Origin of the sequence: Fundidesulfovibrio terrae (genome assembly GCF_022808915.1) — a bacterium.
Classification (GTDB): Bacteria; Desulfobacterota; Desulfovibrionia; order Desulfovibrionales; family Desulfovibrionaceae; genus Fundidesulfovibrio; species Fundidesulfovibrio terrae.
This window is the reverse complement of the sequence record NZ_JAKZFS010000003.1, coordinates 216,187-235,633: the sequence shown is the minus strand read 5'-3', so window position 1 is coordinate 235,633 and position 19,447 is coordinate 216,187. Positions and strand designations below refer to the sequence as shown.

Sequence of the window (19,447 nt, the reverse complement as noted above, 5' to 3'; positions counted from 1 at the left end):
TCTATTCGGATGCTTCCCCGGCCTCGCCGCAATGCTCCGGCCCCAGGGCCAGGGCGTCCTGCGACGGCTGGGCCTGTACGGCCTCGAGTTCCTGGCCTCCGGCGGCCTCCGCCCTTGGAGCGGATTCCTCCTCGTACTCGATGCCCTTGTGCCGGGCGAAGACCAAAAAGCCCGTGTGGGCCACCATGCGGTCCTCGGGGCGCAGGCGGTCGGCCACGGGCTTGTAGCGCCTGAGCATGATCTCCAGCACCTCCACGTCCTCGAAGCGCGAGGTTTCGAGCCCGCGCAGCAGGTCAGAGATCTGGTTCACCGTGGGCAGCAGGAAGCCGATGGGCGCGCCCGGGCAGACGATGTCCGCGGCCTGGTCCAGGTAGTCCCAGGGCGTGCGCACGTCCAGGAACAGGGCGTCGGCGCCGCGCGCCTCCTCGGGGAAGCCCTCGGCGATGTCGCGGTGGAAGAACTCCACCCGATGGTCCAGGCCCCCGCGCACCAGGTTTTCCCTGGCGCCCTTGGAGAATTCCTCGCGCCGCTCGCAGGTGTAGACCTTGCCCGTGTCCCCGACCATCCAGGCCAGGGCGGTGGTGAGTCCGCCGGAGCCGCTCCCGGCCTCCACGATGCGCCTGCCCGGGCCCACGCCCAGCTTGAGCAGGATGTACCCTATTTCCTTGGGGTACATGATGGTGGTGGTGCGGCGCACACCCTTGATGCAGTCGTAGAGGGTGGGGCGCATTACCCGGTAGGGCTGGCCCTTGTGGGTGCGGATCACCGCGCCGAATCCCGCCTGAGCCGCGTCACCCATCTTGATGATGCCGTCCTGGGTGTGGAAGGTGTGCTCGGGGGTCAGGGCGCGAAGATAGCGCTTGCCCTCGGGGCTTATGAGAAGTACCAACTCACCGGTTTGGATCATGCCGGAACGATTCCTTTTTATGCGTGATATGAAGCGCGCCACTCTGGCCTCACCGGCCACGCCTGTCAAGCAGAGGCCCGATCATGCAAGCTGACGGCCATGGGCTGATCTTCGGCCCCGTCCGCTCCGGACGCCTCGGGGCGTCCCTGGGCCTCGACCTCCTCGGGGCCAAAATCTGCTCCTTCGACTGCCTCTACTGCGAAGTGGGGCATACCCGCGCTCTGACCCGGACCCGCAAGCCCTACGTCCCGGCGGACAGGCTCCTGGGCGAGCTGGCCGGCTGGCTTTTCTCCCCCCATCCCGACTTCGAGGTCGTCACCCTGGGCGGCATGGGCGAACCCACGCTCAACAGCGACATGGGGCGCATCATCGAGGGCGTGCGCGAGCTGGTCCCGGGCGTACCCGTGGCCGTGCTGACCAATTCGAGCCTCATAAACGACCCCCAGGTGCGCACGGAGCTGGCCCTGGCGGACATCGTGCTGCCCTCCATGGACTCCCTGGTGCCCACGGAGTTCGCGGCCATCAACAAACCGCTCTCCGGGATGAGCTTGGTGGACATCCGGCGGGGGCTCCTGGAATTTCGCAAGTGCTTCACCGGCAAGCTCTGCCTGGAAGTGCTGGTGCTGGCCGGGGTGAACGATTCGCTGGAGAACCTGCAACGGCTGCGCGCCTTCGTGGCCGAACTCGCTCCCGACCGGGTGGATGTGGTCACCATGACCCGTCCCGGAGCGTATCCCCAGGCCCTGCCTGCCCCGCCCGAGACCCTGGAACGCTTCCGCGAGGGCTTGTGCCTCGCAACGGAAAGCGTCGCGCCGGAGCCGGAAAAGGCCAAGCATTTCGGCCTCGCTCTGGACAATCCGGCACAAGAGGAGCTACAGGCCCTGAGCATGAGGGTGCTCGATTCGCTGGCCAGGCGGCCGCAGTCGGCCCAGGGCCTCGCCCAGGCATTGGGAGTGGCCCAGGAACCCTTGCTGAATTTATTGGACGATCTCGCCCGGCGCGGCCTTGTGAAGCCCACGCGCCTGGGCGGCGAGACGTTCTACCTGCGTGGGGACGGCTCACGCGCGTAAGCGCGGTGCTTTCCCGGGAATTTCGAGTTTTCAACGCGCGCCGCGCGCCCCGGGGCGATCCCCAGGAGGCCGCGCCGCGCCAGCCGGACGCCCGGCCTTCCTCGTCGAGGAAGGCGAAACCGAAGCACAGCGCCCCATGACCGGCGCAAGCGGACGTCCAGGAAGGAGATTTTTCATGGCGGCCAAGAAGCGCAAACGTAAGATGTTCATCTCGGTGCTTCCCGGAGAGGAAGTCGAGGTGGCGGTAACCGAAGACGGGGTTCTCCAGGAATACTACGTGGAGATGACCCACCAGGCCAAGACCCGCGGCAACATCTACAAAGGCAAGATACACAACGTCGACCCCTCCCTGCAGGCGGCCTTCATCAACTACGGGGCCGAAAGAAACGGCTTCCTCCAGATCGACGAGGTCCACCCCGAATACTACCTGGAAGACTCCAATACCGAGCGCAAGGGCAAGTATCCGCCCATCCAGAAGGTGCTCAAGAAGGGCCAGGAGATCCTCATCCAGGTCGTGAAGGAGCCCACCGGCAACAAGGGCGCGTTCGTCACCAGCTACCTGTCCCTGCCGGGGCGCTACTTCGTGCTCACCCCCGGGCGCGAGCAGAAGGGCATCTCCCGCAAGGTGGAGGACGACGAGGAACGCAAGCGCCTGAAGGAGATCGCCGCCGGGGTGAAGCTGGACGAGGGCATCGGCGTCATCGTGCGCACCGCCTCCATCGGACAGTCCAAGGCGGCGCTCGAGCGCGACATCAGTTACCTCAAGCGTCTCTGGAAGGACGTGCGCGGGCGCGGCACCAGCGTCCCCACCCCCAGCATGATCTACCAGGAGCCGGACCTGGCCGCCCGCGCCGTGCGCGACTACCTCACCGATGACGTGAACGAGGTCTGGGTGGACGACAAGGCGACCGCCGAGCGCGTCACCGAGATGGCCGCGCTGGTGTTCCCGCGCCGCCAGGGGCTGGTGCGCCATCACACCGACGCCGAGCACTCCATGTGGGAGCGCTTCAGCCTGCGCAAGCAGATCGAGCAGCTGCACGGCCGGGAAGTGACCCTGCCCTCGGGCGGGCGTCTGGTCATCGACCACACCGAGGCCCTCACCGCCGTGGACGTGAACTCCGGGAAGATCGGCGGCGAGACCAATTTCAAGGAAATGGCCCTCAAGACCAACCTGGAGGCCGCCGCCGAGGTAGCCAACCAACTGCGGTTGCGGGACATCGGCGGACAGGTGGTGGTGGACTTCATCGAGCTCAAGGACCGCAAGCACGTGGCCGAAGTGGAAAAGGCCATGAAGTCGTCCATGAAGATCGACCGCGCCCGCCACGACGTAGGCAAGATCTCGCGCTTCGGGCTCATGGAGATCGTGCGCCAGCGCATGGGCTCCTCGGCCATGTCCGTCTCCACCGAGACCTGCCCCTGCTGCCAGGGCACGGGCACCCGGCGCAACCTGGAGTGGCAGTCCCTCATGGCCCTGCGCGAGCTCTACCGCCTGCTGCGCCGCGCCGGAGCGGGCGAGGCCGTGACCTTCAGGGCCGGGCCCGAGCTGTCCTTCTACCTGCTCAACCAGAAGCGCCAGCGCTTGCAGGCCCTGGAGGAGCAGTACCAGAAGGCCATCCACATCCTGCCGGAGTAGCCGCCGTGGCGATGCCGCACTGCCTTGGGGCCGTCCGCCGGACCAGGGGACGGCTCCCGTGAGCGCGGGACCGATTCTGGTGCACGCCTGCTGCGGCCCCTGCGCCATCACGGTCTTCCAGGCCTTGGCCGCCGGGGGGAGGGATTTTCGCGGGTTCTATTACAACCCAAACATCCACCCCCTCATGGAATACCTGCGCCGCCGTGACGCCCTGGCCGAGGTTGCGCGCCGCCTGGGCGTGGAGATGACCTTCTCCGACGCCGAATACGACCCGGCCCTGTTCCTGCGCCAGGCGGCTTTCCGCGAGAAGGACCGCTGCCGCTTCTGCTACGAACTCCGGCTGGACCGGGCCGCGCGCGAGGCCCGCGCCACTGGCTGCGCGGCCTTCTCCACCACGCTCCTCTACAGCAAATACCAGGACCACGCGGCCATCCGCGCGGCCGGGGAGGCTGCCGCCAGGACGCATGACGTGGAATTCGCCTACGCCGACTACCGGCCGGGCTGGGAGGAGGGCATACGCCTCTCGAAAGAATGGGAACTCTACAGGCAACCGTACTGCGGCTGCATCTTCTCCGAGTTCGACCGCTACAGGAAGAAGCTGGGGCGGCCCGGCTAGGCCCCCCGGAGAGTGCTCCGGATCGTTCCATCGAAACTGTCCCCCGCGCCGGAGTGTGCACGGTTGCAGGGCGGTATCCCCGACGGATGCCGCGTGGCGGGGGGAAGACAAAGGCAATACGGGATGTTCAAACGATTGCCCCGCGGTGGCCGCAAACCGGTGCTGGCGCGCCTGGCCCGGCTTCTTTCCGTGCTCCTGCTGGCGGCGCTGTGCCTGTCCGGCTTCGCATCCGCCTCCCCGGCCCCGGGCCTTGCTTCTGGACAGGACGACAAGAACGTCCTGATCCTCTTCCCCTTCACCCAGGACTACCCCGTCCATGCCCAACTGGTGAAAGGGTTTCGCGAACGGCTGCTGCAATCGAGGCGCACCATCCGCATTTCCTACGAATATCTCGACCTGGCGCGCTTCACCGACGAGGAAGCCTACCTGGCCGACGTGGCCCGCTTCTTCCAGGAGAAATATTCCCGCTTAAGACCCGACATCGTGGTGTCCGGTGGCCCGCTACGGCAGTTTTTCGACACGTACGGGGAGAGGATGTTCCCGGGCGTGCCCGTTGTGTTTCCCCGGGACGAGAACGCCGCGCTGGAGGCCCAGCCCGAGGACGATTTCACTGCGTCCAAACAGTCCGATTTCATGAAAAGCGTGGACATCATCTTCCGTGCGCGCCCTGCGACGAAGACGGTGTACGTGGTGCTCGGTGATTCCGACGAGGAACGCAACATACGAAGAAAGATGGAGCATGTGGCCCAGTCGTATCAGGGCCGCGCGCGGTTCGTCTTCACGGGTGGCCTCTCCCTCGCGCGGATGCTGGAGACCGTCGGCGGGGCGGGCGCGGACGGCGCGGTGCTGTTCATGCGCTGGCTCAGGGACGCCCGTGGCGACTCCTTCATTCCCGAGGACGTCCTGAAGAGCGTGTGCCAGGTGTCCACGGCCCCGGTGTTTACGGTGGTGGAGCCCTCCCTGGGCGGCGGGGCGGTGGGCGGCTACCTCTTCAGCTTCGAGCTTTTCGGGCGCAGGCTGGCCGAGGAGACCCTCGCCAGACTGGATGCCCGTCACGAGCCCGAGCGGCTGCCGTATCCGGCTGCCAGCGAATACGTGTTCGACTGGCGCCAACTTGAGCGCTGGAAGATCAGCGAGACGACCCTGCCCAAGGGCTCCAGGATCGAATTCCGGGAGCCGTCGGCTTGGAGCTTGCACAAATGGTACATCCTCGGCGGGGTCGCCGTGCTGTTTTTCGAGACCGCCCTAGTCGTTGGGCTGGCCGTGAACCGGTCCCGACGCAGGAAAGTGGAGCTGGAGCTTAAGCGGCTGAACGCCTCCCTGGAGGAGATCGTGGCCAGCCGCACGCGCCAACTTCAGGAGGCCAACGAGCAGCTGGAGCTGGCCAAGTCCTCCCTCGAGAAGATGAACTCCCGCCTTGAGCTGGTTTCCCGGACCGACAGCCTCACCGGCCTGTACAACCGCAGGCACGTGGAGGAGGCGGCCGCCAGGGAGCATGAGCGCTCCCTGCGGACCGGAGACGTTTTTTCCGTGGTCCTGTGCGACATAGATTTCTTCAAGCAGGTCAACGACTTGTACGGGCACGAGGCGGGTGACCTGCTGCTTCGGCTGGTGGCCGAAGACCTCTCCCGCGAGGTTCGGCCCTACGACATCCTCTCCCGGTGGGGCGGGGAGGAGTTCCTGCTGTTCCTGCCCGCGACCGGCCAGGAGGTGGCCTCCGGCATCGCGGAGCGCATCCGCAGGAGCATCAGGGAGCGCGCGTACTCTTATGACGGGCGCACGCTTCGCCTCACGGCCACGTTCGGCGTCTCCACGGTGCGTGGCGGCGAATCCGTGACCGAGGTGATCCGCCGTGCCGACGAGGCCTTGTACGAAGGCAAGCGCTCCGGCCGCAACCGGGTGGTGGCCGTGTGAAGCCGGATCGTCGTGCAAGCGGTGATCGACGCGAAGCGATAAAGGATTCCAAAGGAACGGAGTTCCTTTGGCCGCCGGAGACTTTCCCCCCGTCCCTTTCCCCCGCCCATCGTTTGGTATAACCCCTTGCCCATGCTCCTCTACGTCCACGTCCCCTTCTGCGTGTCCAAGTGCCGCTACTGCGCCTTCGCCTCCGAGGTCATGTCCATGGACGCCCTGGAGGACTGGGACGCCGCGTTCTCCTTGGAAGCCGCCCATTACGGCAGGCTCCTGAACAAGCCCGCCGTCGAGACCGTCTACATCGGCGGCGGCACCCCGAGCCTGCTTCCCGCCTGGGCCTTCGAGCGCCTGGTGAAAAACCTGAGGCGCAACTTCACCATCCCCGGCGACGCCGAATTCACCATGGAGGCCAACCCGGACTCGGCCACGGACATGGATCTCATGCGCCTGTGGCGTTCCTCCGGGGTGAACCGCGTCTCACTTGGGGTGCAGTCCCTGGACGAGGCCATGCTCCGGGTGCTGGGGCGCCCCCACGGCGTGGCCGACGTGCACACGGCCGTGCAGCGCCTGCGCGCAGCCGGTTTCGCCAACCTGTCCGTGGACCTCATCTGGGGGCTGCCGGGGCAGCGCCTGAAGAACTGGATGGACACCGTGAAGGCCGCTGTGCGTCTGGGACCCGAGCACATCTCAGCCTACGGCCTCACCCTGGAGCCGGGCACCCCCCTGTCCCAGATTGTAGAGGAGGGGACGCTGGCCCTGCCCAACGAGGACGAGGCCGCCAAGATGTACTTGAAGGGCGGCGATTTCCTGGAGGAAGAGGGCTATCTGCACTACGAGATCAGCAACTTCGCCCGCATGGGCTTCGCCTCCAAGCACAACCAGGGCTACTGGGAGGGCAAGGACTACCTGGGGCTCGGCCCCTCGGCGGTTTCCACGCTCTCGGGCAGGCGCTGGGAAAATCCCAAGGACGTCGCTCGGTACACGGCCCTCTCCAGGAAAAAAGCCTGGGGGGAGGGGGGCCAGGAACTCACGCCCGAAGTGCGCGCCAGGGAGCTTCTCATGCTTGCCCTGCGCACCTCCAAAGGCATGCGCCTGGCCGAGTACAAGCGGCTCACGGGGCGCGACCTCGTGGCCGCCGAGGGAAAGCTCTTGGGGGCGCTTCGCCAGAAGGACCTCATCCGCATCAAGGACGGCAACCTGCGCCTGACCCGCCAGGGCATGCTCGTCTCCAACCTGATCATCGGCAGGTTCCTGTTCCCGGACGAGCGTTGACGCCGGTGCGGCTTCATGCTTGAGTCCTGCCGAATTTCCGGTGGCCGCGTCCGGAAGGCCCGGCTTTCCCGGCGTGCTGGCCGGGTTTGTCTCACGCCTAGCGAACCCAAGAAAGGCTTCATCATGAAAACACAGTCCATTCCAGTTCTTATTCTGTCGGCGTTTCTGGCCGTATTCTCCACCCCGTCTTCCTCCCTGGCCCAGGAGGGCGCGCCCACGGACGCCTCAGGCCATGTGACCATGACCATGGGGCGCGGGGCGTTTCTCATCAGCGCCACCGGCGGCGACGGCGAACTCTCCTTCCAGGGGCGGACTTACCGCTTCAAGCTTGGCGGCATGGGGCTCGGCCTGCTCGGCTTCACCAGGGTCGAAGCCGAGGGGGAGATATACAATCTCTCGAACATCGAGGATTTCCCCGGCACCTACTTCCAGGGCAGCTACGACTGGGCCGCCGGAAGCGGAGAGGGCGTCCTGTGGCTCAAGAACACCAAAGGCGTGTTCATGAAGCTGCGCTCCAAGAGCAAGGGCGTCTCCCTGGCCGTGGGCGGCGAGGGAATCCTGGTGCAGATGGCCGGGGAGAAATAGCCCCCGGAGCCGCCTCTCTTCCGGTCGCAGGCCGGACCGGCTCGGGCCGTAACGAAACGGACGGCCGACGATGTTCCGGGCCTGCTCATGCCCCCGCGGGCGAACCGCGCGGAGAGCCGTCTCGATATCAATACGTATTTGCTAAATCTTCCGGGAAATGGCAGAGATGGAACTGGTCCCTTTCTTTCCCTTCATGGGGGCCGAACCCGTTTCCCGGAGGTCCGCCCATGCCCGTGCGCCCGCTTGCCTGGGTTCTCGCCGCGTTCATCCTCTGCTCCGTCCAGCTCTTTCCCCTTCCGGCCGCGGCCCAGGACCAGCCGTCCGGCAAGGCCGAGCCCGCCCCGGACAAGCCCGTGGGCAAAGTGACCATGGAGTTCGGACAGGGCGGCTTCATCGTAAGCGCCAGCGGCGGGCAGGGCGCGCTCCTTTTCAAAGGGCGCAAGTACCCCTTCAAGCTGGGCAGTCTGGGCGTGGGAGGCTTTGGGGTTTCCAAGGTCAAGGCCACGGGCGAGGTGTTCAATCTCAAACGCATCGAGGACTTCCCCGGGGGCTATTTCCAGGCCAGGGCCGGATACGCCGCCGGTGAGGGCAAGGGCGTCCTGCGGCTTGAAAACGCAAACGGCGTCGTGCTCAAGCTGCGCGTCATCGCCAAGGGCCTGGCCCTGCAACTGGGCGCGGACGGCCTCAAGATCGAGATGGGCAAGGGCAGCAAGAAGTAGGCGGACGGCTTTGCCTTTCCCTGTGTCCGTGCGGCTGCGGACAGCGTGTCCAGGCCGCTCTTTCCGCCTGCCCTTCCGGGGCCGCGTCAACGGTCCGCGAAGAGGATGGTGCCCGCGATGATGAGCCCGGCTCCGCTCATAAACCGCCTGTGGGCAGGCGTGCTGCTGGTCAATCTGCTCATGGCCGCCGTGGTGGGCGTGACCCTGAAGCAGAGCTTGGACCAATACGGGGAGAAGGCCCGGGCCGCTCGGGACAACTACGCGCTGATTCTGGCCGGGAACCTGTCCAGCGTCATGAGCAAGGTGGACCTGACCCTGCTGGCGGCCACCGAGGAGGCGTCGCGGATGCTCTCCAGGAGCGTCTTGGACGGGCCTCGTCTCAACGCCTATCTGGAAAAGCGTTACAAGATCATCCCCGAACTCGACTCCCTGCGATACGCAAACGCCCTGGGCGTCGTGGAGTATGGGGCGGGCACGGTCCCGACCGCGAAAATATCCATCGCAGACAGGGATTATTTCGTCCGCCTGCAAACCGACCCGGGCGCGGGCCTGGCCGTGTCCAAGGCAACGATCGGACGCACCACCAACACCTGGGTGGTCATGTTCGCCCGCAGGGTGAACAACGCCGACGGCTCCTTCGGCGGCCTGATCTATGCCGCCGTCACACTTGAGTACATTTCCCAGAAGGTGTTCTCCCAGGTGAACATCGGCTCGAAAGGGCTGATCACGCTCTGGGACGGCGAGTACACCATCGTGGTGCGTTACCCGGACACGGGCAGCTTCGGCGCGGCCATCGGCCAGAAGGCCCTGATGCCCGCATTCCTCGCCCTGCAACGCTCGGGAGCGGATACCGGGCATTTCGAAGGAATCAACCTCCGGGACAAAATCGTCCGGGAATACTCCTTCCGCAAGATTCCCGGCTATCCCTTCTCCATCACCGTGGGGCTGGCTCCGGACGACTACCTGGCCGACTGGCGGCGGGACGCGTTGTTCCTGGCGGGCATGGCCTCTCTTTTCGTGGCGATCACCCTGGTTTCCGCCGTGGCCATCCACCGCAGCTGGAGGCGCAGGGACGTGGCCGTCCAGGCGTTGACCCAACAGGAGGAGAAGTTCCGGTCCCTGGTGGAGTCCACGGACGACATGATCTGGGAGACTGACCAGTCCGGACGCTTCACCTACGTCAGCCCCAGGTCCCTGGATCTCCTCGGCTACGAACCCGAGGAGATGCTCGGCCGGTCCGTGCCGGATTTCGCCGCCTCGTCCGAGAAGGGCAGGCTGCTGGCGCTCTTCGAGCAGGCCTCGGGCGGCATGGCCAGTGTCCGTAGCGCCGAGACGGTCATGAGGAGGAAGGATGGCGCGGCGGTGTTGTTCGAGACCAGTTGGGTCCCCTTTTTCGATCCGGAAGGGCGCTTCAAGGGGGTCAGGGGCATCGACCGTGACGTCACCGAGCGGACCCGCCTGCAGGAGATGCTGGTCCAGTCGGAGAAGATGGTGTCCGTGGGCGGCCTGGCCGCCGGGATGGCCCATGAGATAAACAATCCCCTGAGCGGCATCCTGCAGAGCGTCCAGGTGATACAGCGCAGGATCGAGCAGGACTCGGCGGCCAATGAACAGGCCGCCGCCCAGGCGGCCTGCCCGTTCGACGCGGTGCGGCATTTCCTGGAGATACGCGAGGTGCCCATGCTGCTCGCGGCCATACGGGAGTCGGCCTCCCGGGCTGCGCACATCGTGTCCGACATGCTGGAGTTCAGCAGAAAGAGCACGTCGGCGCGTCAGCCGGCGGATCTCTCGGGGATAATGGAGAAGGCCCTGGCACTGTGCCTGAACGATTACGACCTGAACAAGAAATACGACTTCAAATCCATCCGCATCGAGCGGCGGTACGCCCCCGGAGTTCCGCCCGTGGCCTGCGTGCCCACCCAGATCGAACAGGTGGTCATGAACCTTCTGCGCAATACCGCCCAGGCCATGGCCGGGGCGGCGGGCGGCGATACGGAGCCCGTGATCACGCTCAGAACGAGCCTCGAAGGGGAAAACGTCAGGATGGAGGTGGAGGACAACGGACCGGGCATGGACGAGGAGACCAGGCGGCGCATTTTCGAGCCGTTCTTCACCACCAAGTCCCCCGGCAAGGGGACGGGACTGGGGCTTTCCGTCTCCTACTTCATCATCACCAAGAACCACGGCGGCACCATACAGGTGGAGTCCGAGCCCGGGCGCGGCACGAAGTTCATCATCCGTCTGCCCCTGAACGCCCCGGACTCGGCCGATCCGGCGGTACCTCCCGGGGAGCCCTGGGCCGCTACGGATCCGGCGGGCTGAACATCCCGCCGGACAGGGTCCGAGCGGCGCTAGAATTTATCCTTGGCCTTGGATACGGCGTCCTTGAGGTCGTGCATGGCCTTGTCCAGTCCGTCCTTGAGTTCTCCCCAGGCCGACTGCCCACCCTTGCGAAGGAGCGAAAGCTTGTAGCGGGCCAGGTCGTACTTGGATTCCAGATTGGCCAGATCCGATTCGTATTTCTTGATGAAATCCTGTCCTCTCGCCTCGGCCTTCGTCTTGGTGGCGTCGATCTTCTCCTTGAGGTGACCGAGCTGCTCCTCCACTTGTGCTCTGAATTTCTCTTGGTCGGACATGGCGTCGCTCCTTTCCGGGCAGGATTGATTCCCGGATTGTCTTTCCACTAGCGCCGCGTCGGCCGCACGGTCAAGAGCTGCCTCAGGGAGATGCTTCAGGCTCCATCCGTGACGCGCCGCTCCAGATCGATGCCGTGCTTGCGCATGCGGTTTTGCACCGTGAGCCTGCTCACGCCCAGGATGCGGGCTGCCTGGCTCTTGTTTCCGCCCGAGCTGCGCAGGGCCTCGACCAGCTCGGCCCGCTCCCGCCCGGCCTCCGCCCGGCCCTCCCGGTCAGGCTTGAGCGGAGAGGGGGCCTGGGCAGTCTCCCGCCCCGAGCCGATGCCCGGCGGCAGGTGCCAGGGCTCGATGCGCCCTCCCTCGGCCAACACGCAGGCGTACTCCAGGGCGCTTCTGAGTTCGCGCACGTTGCCGGGCCAGCGGTGCTCCATGAACAGGCGCATGGCCTCGGGCGAGATGGACGCGGCGTCCGCGCCGGACCTGGCCGCGATGGCGCGCAGGAAATGCGCGGCCAGGGGAGCCAGATCCTCCATGCGGCTGCGCAGGGGGGGCAGCTCGATGGGGATGACGTTTATGCGGAAGAAGAAATCCTCACGGAACCGCCCGGCGGCCATGAGCGCGCGCAGGTCCTGGTGGGTGGCGGCGATGAGCCGGGCGTCCACGGGCACGGGCCTGTTCTCGCCCACGCGCTCGATCGACTTGGTCTCGAGCACCCGCAGGAGCTTCACCTGGATGGACAAGGGAGCGTCGCCGATCTCGTCCAGGAAGATGTCTCCTCCGTGGGCCTCCTCGAAGCGCCCCCTGCGGGCGCGCACGGCCCCGGTGAAGGCTCCCCTGGCGTGGCCGAACAGTTCGCTCTCGAGGAGCGACTCGGAGAGCGCCGCGCAGTTGAGCTGCACGAACGGACCCGCCGAACGTCCGCCCAGCTCGTGGATTGCCCGCGCGGCCAGCTCCTTGCCCGTTCCCGACTCGCCCAGGAGCAGCACCGGGGCTTCGGAACGGGCCGCCTTTTCCAGGATGTCGCGCAGCCGGGCCATGGCCGGGGAGGTCCCCACCATGCCGTGGAACGATCCGGGTTCGTCCAGAAGCCTTGAGAGCTCCTCCACTTTGCGGTCCAGCCGGTCCAGTTCGGTCAGGTCCAGGATGCTCTCCACCGCCCCGATCACCTGGCCGGACTTGTCCCGGATGAGGGACTGGTTCTTGAACACGGGCAGGCGCGAGCCGTCCTTGCACCGCACGGTGCAGCGCTTGGCCGCGCTTTCGCGGCCCGCGAAGAGCGGGCACCAGGCTCCCTGCACCCCTTTGCGGCCGAGCGCGCAGGTGTCGCAGCCCAGCACCGTGCAGGGCCGGCCCTGCAGCTCCTCGACGGAATAGCCGGTGAGGCGGGACATGGCGTCGTTGGCCATGACCAGCCTGCCTTCGGGGTTCACGATGAAGACGCCTTCCTGGATGGCGTGGCAGATGTCCTGCCAGTGTCTGCTGATGTCCATGGTATGCATGTGTATAAGCACATGGGTGTATACTTGTATAGTATTATGTGGTGAGCAGGAGCCATGCTGCTGTAATTCCAAGGTGTTGTCTTGTGGCATGCAATCTGCTCATCCGGGGCATGCTCAACACCCTTAAGCCTCAGTCGCGGATCACCCGGCGCGCCCTGTTCAAGGCCCTGGGGATCGGCGGCGCGGCGGCGCTCCTGCCGGAGCGGGCCAGGGCGGCGGCCCTGCCTGACACCGGCGGGGAACAGGCCACCTTACTGGACCTCACCCGGTGCGTGGGCTGCGAAGCCTGCGCTGACGCCTGCCGCGAGGCCAACGCCGCGCGCTTCCCCGAGCCCCGCAAGCCCTTCCCGCAAATGTTGCCCTCCGGAACCAAGCCGGAGGACTTCTCGGACAGGCGCGCGGACACCTCCCGCCTCACCCCCTACAACTGGCTCTTCATCCAGCGGGCGCAGGCGCAAGGGCGCGAGGTGTTCATTCCCAGACGCTGCATGCACTGCCAGAATCCTCCGTGCGCCGCCCTGTGTCCCTGGGGAGCGGCCTCCAAATACCCCGGCGGGACCGTGGCCATCGACGCGGACATCTGCCTGGGCGGGGCCAAGTGCCGCGACGCCTGCCCCTGGGCCATACCCCAGCGCCAGTCCGGAGTGGGGCTCTACCTGGACCTCGCGCCCAGGCTGGGCGGCAACGGGGTCATGTTCAAGTGCGACCGTTGCAAGGACAGGGTGGCGGCGGGCGGGACTCCGGCCTGCGTCGAGGCGTGTCCCAACGGCGTGCAGGTGATCGGCCCGCGCCCGGAGATCGAGGCCCTGGCCAGGGAGAAGGCGCGCACGACAGGCGGCCATCTCTACGGCCTGGACGAGAACGGCGGCACCAACACCATCTATCTCTCGCCGGTGCCCTTCGAGCTGCTGGACGCCGGCATCGAGAAAGGCCCCGGGAAACCCCATCTGGCGTCGGTAGCCGACTCCATGGCCCCTTCCAACCGGCTGGCCTGGGCTGTGCTGCTGGCTCCGCTGGCCGGGGCTGCGTCGGTGTTTCTCAGAGGAGCGCGCGCCGTGGTCCGGCGCAAGGAGGGCGGCGATGAACGGGTTTAGCCTCTACCGGATCGTCATGGCCGTGCTGGCGGTGTCGGGCATGGCCCAGATGCCGGTCTTCAAGCGCTACCACATCGCGGATGTCCCGGGCCTCGCCTGGACCGCTGACTCCTTCCTCACCTTCCGGCTGCACTACGCGGCGGCGGCAGCGCTGCTCTTCTGGCTGGGCCACCGGCTGGTCCGGCGGGGGGCGGCGTCGCTCGGCGCGGCCCGGGTGGCCCTTCTCGGGATGCTCTTCGCCACGGGCGCGGCCCGGGTGATCGAAAACCTGCCTCGGGTGGCCTTTCCCCCCATGGCGGGGAGGTTTCTCGATTGGACGCATCTGGGCGCGGCCATGGCCATCGGGATCTGGGCGTTGACGTCCGTGGTCCGGAAAAATGTGAAGACCCCGTCCCCGGACAGGGATATCGTTTGAACACTCACCACCCTCGGGAAAAGGAAAACACCATGAGTATCGAAACGTCGACCCAGGAGGCGCAACGCTACGCCTTCATCTGCTCCAGGGGCACCCTGGACGGGGCCTATCCGGCCCTGATCCTCGCCATCAACGCCCGCAGGCTCGGTCACGAGGCCTTCGTGTTCCACACTTTCATGGGCATAAACGCCGTGCGCAAGGGGAAGCTCGAGAAGTTCCAGTTCTACCCGCCGGGATTCCTCGGGGCCATTCCCGGCATGTCGCAGGTGGCGACCATGATGATGAAGAAGCAGATAGACGGCGCGGGCATCCCCGACCTGCCGGAGCTTCAGGAGACAGCCCAGCTGGAAGGCGTCAGGCTCATCGCCTGCCGCATGACCCTGGACATGATGAAGCTCGGCAAGGACGATTTGATCGACGGCGTGGAGATCATGAACGCGGAGCAGTACCTGAAGCTGGCGGGCACCTGCTCCATCAACATGTTTACCTAGCCGGGGATGCCTCCAACGGGCAGAGAGGGCGCTGCCCTCTCTGCCCGCTGGCGTCCCCCGTGCTGATCACGTCAGGCGGCACTCCGGCTGGGGCGTCCCCATCGGCGTCATGACGATCTGCCACACTTGCAGGGCCCGCGCCCGGAAGGCCCCGGCGCAGGAGAGCAGGTAATACTCCCACATCCGGCGGAACATCTCCGGATAGTCCTTTTTCAGGCGCGGCCACGCCGCCTCAAAGCGCTCGTGCCAGGCCATGAGGGTCCTGTCGTAGTGCGGGCCGAAGTTGTGCACGTCCTCCACCACGAAGATGCCCTCGGCGGCACGGGCGATCTGGGCCAGGGAAGGCACGTCGCCGTTGGGGAAGATGTATTTGCGTATCCAGGCGTCGCATCCGGTGGCGGTGACGTTGGTGCCGATGGTGTGCAGCAGGAACATCCCCCCCGCGCGCAGGCAGTTTCCGATGGAGCGCATGAAGGTCTTGTGGTTCTTGCTCCCCACGTGCTCGAACATGCCGATGGACACGATCTTGTCGAAGGTGCCGGAGAGCTCGCGGTAGTCCCGCCGGAGAATGGCCACGTCCAGCCCCGTGTCCGTGCACGCCTCGCGGGCGTGTTCCACCTGCTCGCGTGCGATGTTCACTCCCGTTACCCGGCAGCCGTAGCGCTCGGCCGCGAAGGAGCAGAAGCCGCCCCAGCCGCACCCCACGTCCAGCACCTCGTCCCCCGGGGAGAGGCTGAGCTTGCGGCAGATCAGGTCCAGCTTGCGCTCCTGCGCCTCGTCCAGGTCGTCCGTGCCCGCGAAGTAGCCGCAGCTGTACTGGGTGTGCCTGTCCAGCCAGGAGAGGAACATGCGGTTGTCCAGGTCGTAGTGCTTCTCGGCCACTTCCCCGGCGCGGCTGCGCGACTGGCGGTTCTGCAGGTGCTCCAGGAGCGCGTCCAGGAACTTGGGGATGGGGCGCCGCGCCGCGGTCTCGTCCAGCCTGGCGGCGCAGAGGCGGGCGAAGAGCTGGTCCAGGCGGTCGCAGTCCCACCAGCCTTCCATGTAGGATTCGCCCAGGCCCAGGCTGCGGTCCCTGAGGACCCGTCCGTAGAAGCGCTGGTCATGGACGCGGATGTCCCAGGGTGAATCGCCGTTCACGCCGATGCCGGCCTGGCCCAGGAATCCCTTCACAATGCGTTCGGTTCTGCGCATGGCTGCCTCCGTCGAAGACCGAGATGACGACATGCGGGATGCTTTTTCGGGTATGCCCAGCTAACGCCGGTATTGGAAAGATTTCAAGCGGGGAGAGGGAAGAAGGGCGAAATTGGGGGAGACTGGAAGGGGAGGGGAAGATGCCTCCGGCGGGCAGAGAGGGCGCTGGCCAGAACTCCGCCGGGCTCCGCCCGGACCCGGCAGGGCTCTGCCCTGCACCCGCCAGGGGGATGATCCCCCTGGACCCTCAAATAAGCATCGCGGGTCTGAGCGGCTTGCCGCTCAGACCCGCGATGCGAAAGGGGATTCCAAAGGGACGAAATCCCTTTGGCTGCCGGAGGCGTCCTTAAACCCTACTGCTCTCCCAGCCAGCTCCGAAACGCCCGCAGTTCGTCTGTCCAGTTGGTGGAGAGACGCACTTCCAGAAACTGCCGGTACAGCTCGTCCACGAACTCCACGCACTGTTCCACGAGCATCATTTTTTCGAGGAAGGGCGCGTCGGGGTCGTCGCCTTCCTCCAGGCGCGTCTCGATCTTGGGGGTCTTGAGCCCGGAGAGGGAAAAATCGTCCGCTCCCAGGAGCACCATCCAGGTGGCTCCGTCGCGTTCCAGGCGCAGCACGGCCTTGTCCACCAGCTTGCCGTTTCTGAGCCCCAGCTTGGCTTCGGTGAATTCGGCGTGGGGGCCCGTGACCACGGCCTTCTCCACGTTGTCGCCGGAACCGCCGCGCACGGACAGGCGCTGCTCCAGGTAGACGTTGAACTCCACGCCGTCGGGCGTCTTGAAGAGCCAACCGTTCTTTTCCGAGCGGAACCACAGCCATGTCAGGAAGTCCTGACCGAGCACCACATCCTGCATTGCGGCCTTGATGAGATCCATGCGAGCGTTCCTCTACTGGGCCGCGAAGGGGCTTTGTTCCAGGTCGTCGAGCAGGGTGATCCGGGACTTGTCCACGGTGCGCCGGGCCAGGAAATAGGGGGTCATGGGCTCCAGGGTGAGGCCGAAGCTCATGGTGAAGTGCTCCTCGAAGAGCACGCGCACCTTGGCGTTGGTGGTGGCCAGCCAGATCCTGTTGGAGCGCAGGTTCCACACGGCGTCGAACACCGCCGGGATGGGCAGGAAGCGCGTGCGCAGCTTGAGCATCACCTGGTCCTTGAGCTCCTGCTTGCGGTCCTTGGTGATGAAGGTCTTGCCGGACTCCTTCATGGCCTCCTTCTCGTGCTTGACGGCCAGCAGGAAGTGCTTCTTGAACACGGCGGGGGGCACGCGGCGAGTGTCCAGGCGAAGCGAGAAGGCCATGTAATGGGCCTTTTCCGGGGGGGCGGCGCGCCAGAAGCTGTCCAGCCAGTCCTCAAGGCAGACCCAGCCGAAGCTTCTTTCGTCGGCGGTGTCGTCGATGTCGCGGAAGGAGAAACGGGCCAGGCGTTCGGGCAGTTCCGACGCCAGCTGGCCGGTGAGCTCCTCCACCACGGCGTAGCGGGTGAAGCTGCCGCTTGCTGATAAGATGCCCACGGAGACCTCCGGAATGGGTGATGGATGCGCGGGCTTCGAGCGCCCCGGGGAGCGGAAGCGCCCGCGCGTGGACCCACCTATCCTCTTTTTTCCCCGCGCGCCAGCGCCGGGGAATGGCCCGCGTTATGCATCAATTCCTCCCGTAAACGGAGGATATGGCCATGGCACTCTGGACGGTATCATCGGGAAGCGGCAACATCCGGTTCGGTTCCAAGTCCCGCAGAATGCTCACGGCGCGAGGGTGCAACGAGCCTTTCAAGGGCTCGTACTGGTGCCCTGGCCGCAAGTGGTTCTCCAAGGAGCCCTGTCCATTCACCTGCAAGGCCGAGTGCGACAACTACAAGCGCATGTGCGGCGCGTTGTGACCGGCGGAAGGGTGCTACAATTTTGTGAGCCAGGCGACAAATATGGTCGGTAAGTGTTCAAAATTGTAGCTTGCCGACAGCTGTGGCGGCGGGGGCTGGGCATCCTTTGATTTTTCCGGGCGTTGGGCTATAGAGGAGATCGAAAAGACCCCACGTCCCGGAGGAGCCATGTCCACCCGCGCCCGGAAGAAGAGCCTCGACACCCGCATCGCCACGCTGGGACCGGCCAGGATTCCCTCGCCGCTCACCTACTGCCATTTCGTGCCCGACGACCAGCTGGTGCCCATCCGGGTTTCCACCGAAGACCTGGACGACGGCGAGCAGGAGAACGACGTCCTGTTCGAGCCAGCCGGTCCGCGCGCGGACATCTTCTTCGACTCTTCCAAGGTCAAGGCGGCCATCGTCACCTGCGGCGGCCTGTGCCCCGGCATCAACGACGTCATCCGGGCCATCGTCATGGAGGCCCACCACAACTACAACATGGCCGCCACCCTGGGCATCCGCTACGGACTGCAGGGGTTCATCCCCAAGTACGGCCACGAGATCGTCGAACTCAACCCCGGCAACGTGGCCAACATCCACGAATTCGGCGGCACGGTGCTGGGCTCGTCGCGCGGGCCGCAGCAGCCCGAGGACATCGTGGACGCGCTGGAGCGCTCCAACATCGGCGTGCTCTTCGTCATCGGCGGCGACGGCACCTTGAAGGCCGCCCAGAAGATACACGAGGAGGTCAGCCGGCGCGGGGCCAGGATTTCGGTCATCGGCGTGCCCAAGACCATCGACAACGACATCAACCTGGTCACGCAGTCCTTCGGGTTCGACACTGCCGTGGAGAAGGCCACCGAGGCCATCCGCTGCGCCCACACCGAGGCCATTGGGGCGCAGGGCGGCGTGGGGCTGGTGAAGCTCATGGGCCGGGAATCCGGGTTCATCGCCGCGCAGGCCACGCTTGCGCTCAAGGAGGTGAACTACGTGCTGGTGCCCGAGGACCCGTTCCAGCTGCAGGGCGAGAACGGTCTGCTGCCCTCGCTCGAGAAGCGCCTGGCCTCGCGCAGGCACGCGGTGATCGTTGTGGCCGAGGGGGCGGGGCAGCACTTGCTGGAGCAGTCCGGCAAGACGGACGCCTCGGGCAACCTGGTGCTTGGAGACATCGCCTCGCTTCTTTCCCTGGAGATCGCCACCCACTTCAAGTCTCGCGACCTGCCCATCACGCTCAAGTACATCGACCCCAGCTATATGATCCGCTCGGTGCCGGCCAACTCCAACGACCGCGTCTACTGCGGCTTCCTGGGGCAGTTCGCGGTGCACGCGGCCATGGCGGGCAAGACGGGCATGGTGGTGAGCAAGGTCTACGGCCGGTTTGTGCACCTGCCCCTGGAGCTGGTGACGCGCAAGCGCAAGAAGCTGGATCTGGCGTCGGATTACTGGCGCGCGGTGCTGGAATCCACCGGCCAGTTCGAAGTGTCACCCATGCGGGGCGAAGGCGGCGCGCCGCACTGCATCTAGTGTCGCGATAAATATCGATTTGT

At 65.9% G+C, this 19,447-nt stretch carries 19 protein-coding genes; 13 read left to right on the top strand and 6 right to left on the bottom strand.

What is annotated here, in order from left to right:
- Position 1: 1 nt before the first annotated feature.
- The gene (locus tag ML540_RS11870) at positions 2-907 is read right to left on the bottom strand and encodes a tRNA (adenine-N1)-methyltransferase (RefSeq protein WP_243361304.1); all 906 of its coding nucleotides are present in this window, start codon (positions 905-907) and stop codon (positions 2-4) included.
- An 83-nt stretch (positions 908-990) separates the two neighbouring features.
- Here ML540_RS11870 and ML540_RS11865 point away from each other — a divergent pair, with 83 nt between their 5' ends.
- The 8 genes from ML540_RS11865 to ML540_RS11830 all read left to right on the top strand — a co-directional run bounded on the left by ML540_RS11865 (position 991) and on the right by ML540_RS11830 (position 11,038).
- Positions 991-1,977: a radical SAM protein gene (locus tag ML540_RS11865; RefSeq protein ID WP_243361302.1), complete on the top strand. Its 987-nt coding sequence runs from the start codon at positions 991-993 to the stop codon at positions 1,975-1,977.
- A gap of 175 nt (positions 1,978-2,152) precedes the next feature.
- Positions 2,153-3,610: an Rne/Rng family ribonuclease gene (locus tag ML540_RS11860; RefSeq protein WP_243361300.1), complete on the top strand. Its 1,458-nt coding sequence runs from the start codon at positions 2,153-2,155 to the stop codon at positions 3,608-3,610.
- Between the two features lie 58 nt (positions 3,611-3,668).
- Positions 3,669-4,226, top strand: a complete 558-nt coding sequence (locus ML540_RS11855) for an epoxyqueuosine reductase QueH (protein ID WP_243361299.1) — start codon at positions 3,669-3,671, stop codon at positions 4,224-4,226.
- 123 nt (positions 4,227-4,349) lie between these two features.
- A complete protein-coding gene (locus ML540_RS11850; protein ID WP_243361297.1) occupies positions 4,350-6,140 on the top strand; it encodes a GGDEF domain-containing protein in 1,791 nt (596 codons plus the stop codon).
- Positions 6,141-6,272: 132 nt separating this feature from the next.
- Positions 6,273-7,412: a radical SAM family heme chaperone HemW gene (hemW, locus tag ML540_RS11845; RefSeq protein WP_243361738.1), complete on the top strand. Its 1,140-nt coding sequence runs from the start codon at positions 6,273-6,275 to the stop codon at positions 7,410-7,412.
- 123 nt (positions 7,413-7,535) lie between these two features.
- Positions 7,536-7,997, top strand: coding sequence for a hypothetical protein (locus ML540_RS11840; RefSeq protein ID WP_243361295.1), 462 nt, complete (start codon positions 7,536-7,538; stop codon positions 7,995-7,997).
- A 227-nt stretch (positions 7,998-8,224) separates the two neighbouring features.
- Complete coding sequence (locus ML540_RS11835; protein WP_243361294.1) at positions 8,225-8,716, top strand: hypothetical protein; 492 nt, start codon at positions 8,225-8,227, stop codon at positions 8,714-8,716.
- 105 nt (positions 8,717-8,821) lie between these two features.
- The gene (locus ML540_RS11830) at positions 8,822-11,038 is read left to right on the top strand and encodes an ATP-binding protein (protein WP_243361292.1); all 2,217 of its coding nucleotides are present in this window, start codon (positions 8,822-8,824) and stop codon (positions 11,036-11,038) included.
- Positions 11,039-11,067: 29 nt separating this feature from the next.
- Here the strand turns inward: ML540_RS11830 and ML540_RS11825 are convergent, their stop codons facing one another.
- The gene (locus ML540_RS11825) at positions 11,068-11,352 is read right to left on the bottom strand and encodes a sll1863 family stress response protein (protein ID WP_243361290.1); all 285 of its coding nucleotides are present in this window, start codon (positions 11,350-11,352) and stop codon (positions 11,068-11,070) included.
- Positions 11,353-11,447: 95 nt separating this feature from the next.
- Positions 11,448-12,842 carry a sigma-54 interaction domain-containing protein gene (locus ML540_RS11820; protein ID WP_243361288.1) on the bottom strand — a complete coding sequence of 465 codons (1,395 nt, stop codon included), beginning with the start codon at positions 12,840-12,842 and terminating at the stop codon, positions 11,448-11,450.
- Positions 12,843-12,934: 92 nt separating this feature from the next.
- Here ML540_RS11820 and ML540_RS11815 point away from each other — a divergent pair, with 92 nt between their 5' ends.
- From ML540_RS11815 to ML540_RS11805, 3 genes are read left to right on the top strand one after another with little or no spacing between them, the layout of a single operon-like run.
- Entirely contained in the window at positions 12,935-13,945 is a 1,011-nt protein-coding gene (locus ML540_RS11815) for a 4Fe-4S dicluster domain-containing protein (RefSeq protein ID WP_341482654.1), read from the top strand.
- Entirely contained in the window at positions 13,932-14,360 is a 429-nt protein-coding gene (locus ML540_RS11810) for a hypothetical protein (RefSeq protein WP_243361285.1), read from the top strand. Before ML540_RS11815 ends, ML540_RS11810 begins: the two co-directional genes overlap by 14 nt.
- Positions 14,361-14,392: 32 nt before the next feature.
- The gene (locus ML540_RS11805) at positions 14,393-14,851 is read left to right on the top strand and encodes a DsrE/DsrF/DrsH-like family protein (protein ID WP_243361283.1); all 459 of its coding nucleotides are present in this window, start codon (positions 14,393-14,395) and stop codon (positions 14,849-14,851) included.
- Between the two features lie 66 nt (positions 14,852-14,917).
- Here ML540_RS11805 and cfa read toward each other — a convergent pair whose 3' ends face one another.
- The 3 genes from cfa to ML540_RS11790 form a co-directional block, all read right to left on the bottom strand.
- Entirely contained in the window at positions 14,918-16,075 is a 1,158-nt protein-coding gene (gene cfa / locus ML540_RS11800) for a cyclopropane fatty acyl phospholipid synthase (RefSeq protein WP_279343399.1), read from the bottom strand.
- Positions 16,076-16,395: 320 nt separating this feature from the next.
- Positions 16,396-16,920, bottom strand: a complete 525-nt coding sequence (locus ML540_RS11795) for a hypothetical protein (protein WP_243361280.1) — start codon at positions 16,918-16,920, stop codon at positions 16,396-16,398.
- A gap of 12 nt (positions 16,921-16,932) precedes the next feature.
- Positions 16,933-17,553, bottom strand: coding sequence for a recombination-associated protein RdgC (locus ML540_RS11790; RefSeq protein WP_243361278.1), 621 nt, complete (start codon positions 17,551-17,553; stop codon positions 16,933-16,935).
- 161 nt (positions 17,554-17,714) lie between these two features.
- On the opposite strand from ML540_RS11790, the gene ML540_RS11785 reads away from it, so the two are divergent.
- Together ML540_RS11785 and ML540_RS11780 are read left to right on the top strand one after the other, a co-directional pair.
- A complete protein-coding gene (locus ML540_RS11785; protein WP_243361276.1) occupies positions 17,715-17,918 on the top strand; it encodes a hypothetical protein in 204 nt (67 codons plus the stop codon).
- A gap of 168 nt (positions 17,919-18,086) precedes the next feature.
- Positions 18,087-19,424 carry an ATP-dependent 6-phosphofructokinase gene (locus ML540_RS11780; RefSeq protein WP_243361274.1) on the top strand — a complete coding sequence of 446 codons (1,338 nt, stop codon included), beginning with the start codon at positions 18,087-18,089 and terminating at the stop codon, positions 19,422-19,424.
- Positions 19,425-19,447: the final 23 nt, after the last annotated feature.

What these genes read in the sequence shown, in the direction of transcription:
- ML540_RS11870 (WP_243361304.1), bottom strand. Translation starts at nt 907, where the DNA reads ATGATCCAAACCGGTGAGTTGGTACTTCTCATAAGCCCCGAGGGCAAG.
- ML540_RS11865 (WP_243361302.1), top strand. Translation starts at nt 991, where the DNA reads ATGCAAGCTGACGGCCATGGGCTGATCTTCGGCCCCGTCCGCTCCGGA.
- ML540_RS11860 (WP_243361300.1), top strand. Translation starts at nt 2,153, where the DNA reads ATGGCGGCCAAGAAGCGCAAACGTAAGATGTTCATCTCGGTGCTTCCC.
- ML540_RS11850 (WP_243361297.1), top strand. Translation starts at nt 4,350, where the DNA reads ATGTTCAAACGATTGCCCCGCGGTGGCCGCAAACCGGTGCTGGCGCGC.
- hemW (WP_243361738.1), top strand. Translation starts at nt 6,273, where the DNA reads ATGCTCCTCTACGTCCACGTCCCCTTCTGCGTGTCCAAGTGCCGCTAC.
- ML540_RS11840 (WP_243361295.1), top strand. Translation starts at nt 7,536, where the DNA reads ATGAAAACACAGTCCATTCCAGTTCTTATTCTGTCGGCGTTTCTGGCC.
- ML540_RS11835 (WP_243361294.1), top strand. Translation starts at nt 8,225, where the DNA reads ATGCCCGTGCGCCCGCTTGCCTGGGTTCTCGCCGCGTTCATCCTCTGC.
- ML540_RS11830 (WP_243361292.1), top strand. Translation starts at nt 8,822, where the DNA reads ATGGTGCCCGCGATGATGAGCCCGGCTCCGCTCATAAACCGCCTGTGG.
- ML540_RS11825 (WP_243361290.1), bottom strand. Translation starts at nt 11,352, where the DNA reads ATGTCCGACCAAGAGAAATTCAGAGCACAAGTGGAGGAGCAGCTCGGT.
- ML540_RS11820 (WP_243361288.1), bottom strand. Translation starts at nt 12,842, where the DNA reads ATGGACATCAGCAGACACTGGCAGGACATCTGCCACGCCATCCAGGAA.
- ML540_RS11810 (WP_243361285.1), top strand. Translation starts at nt 13,932, where the DNA reads ATGAACGGGTTTAGCCTCTACCGGATCGTCATGGCCGTGCTGGCGGTG.
- ML540_RS11805 (WP_243361283.1), top strand. Translation starts at nt 14,393, where the DNA reads ATGAGTATCGAAACGTCGACCCAGGAGGCGCAACGCTACGCCTTCATC.
- cfa (WP_279343399.1), bottom strand. Translation starts at nt 16,075, where the DNA reads ATGTCGTCATCTCGGTCTTCGACGGAGGCAGCCATGCGCAGAACCGAA.
- ML540_RS11795 (WP_243361280.1), bottom strand. Translation starts at nt 16,920, where the DNA reads ATGGATCTCATCAAGGCCGCAATGCAGGATGTGGTGCTCGGTCAGGAC.
- ML540_RS11785 (WP_243361276.1), top strand. Translation starts at nt 17,715, where the DNA reads ATGGCACTCTGGACGGTATCATCGGGAAGCGGCAACATCCGGTTCGGT.
- ML540_RS11780 (WP_243361274.1), top strand. Translation starts at nt 18,087, where the DNA reads ATGTCCACCCGCGCCCGGAAGAAGAGCCTCGACACCCGCATCGCCACG.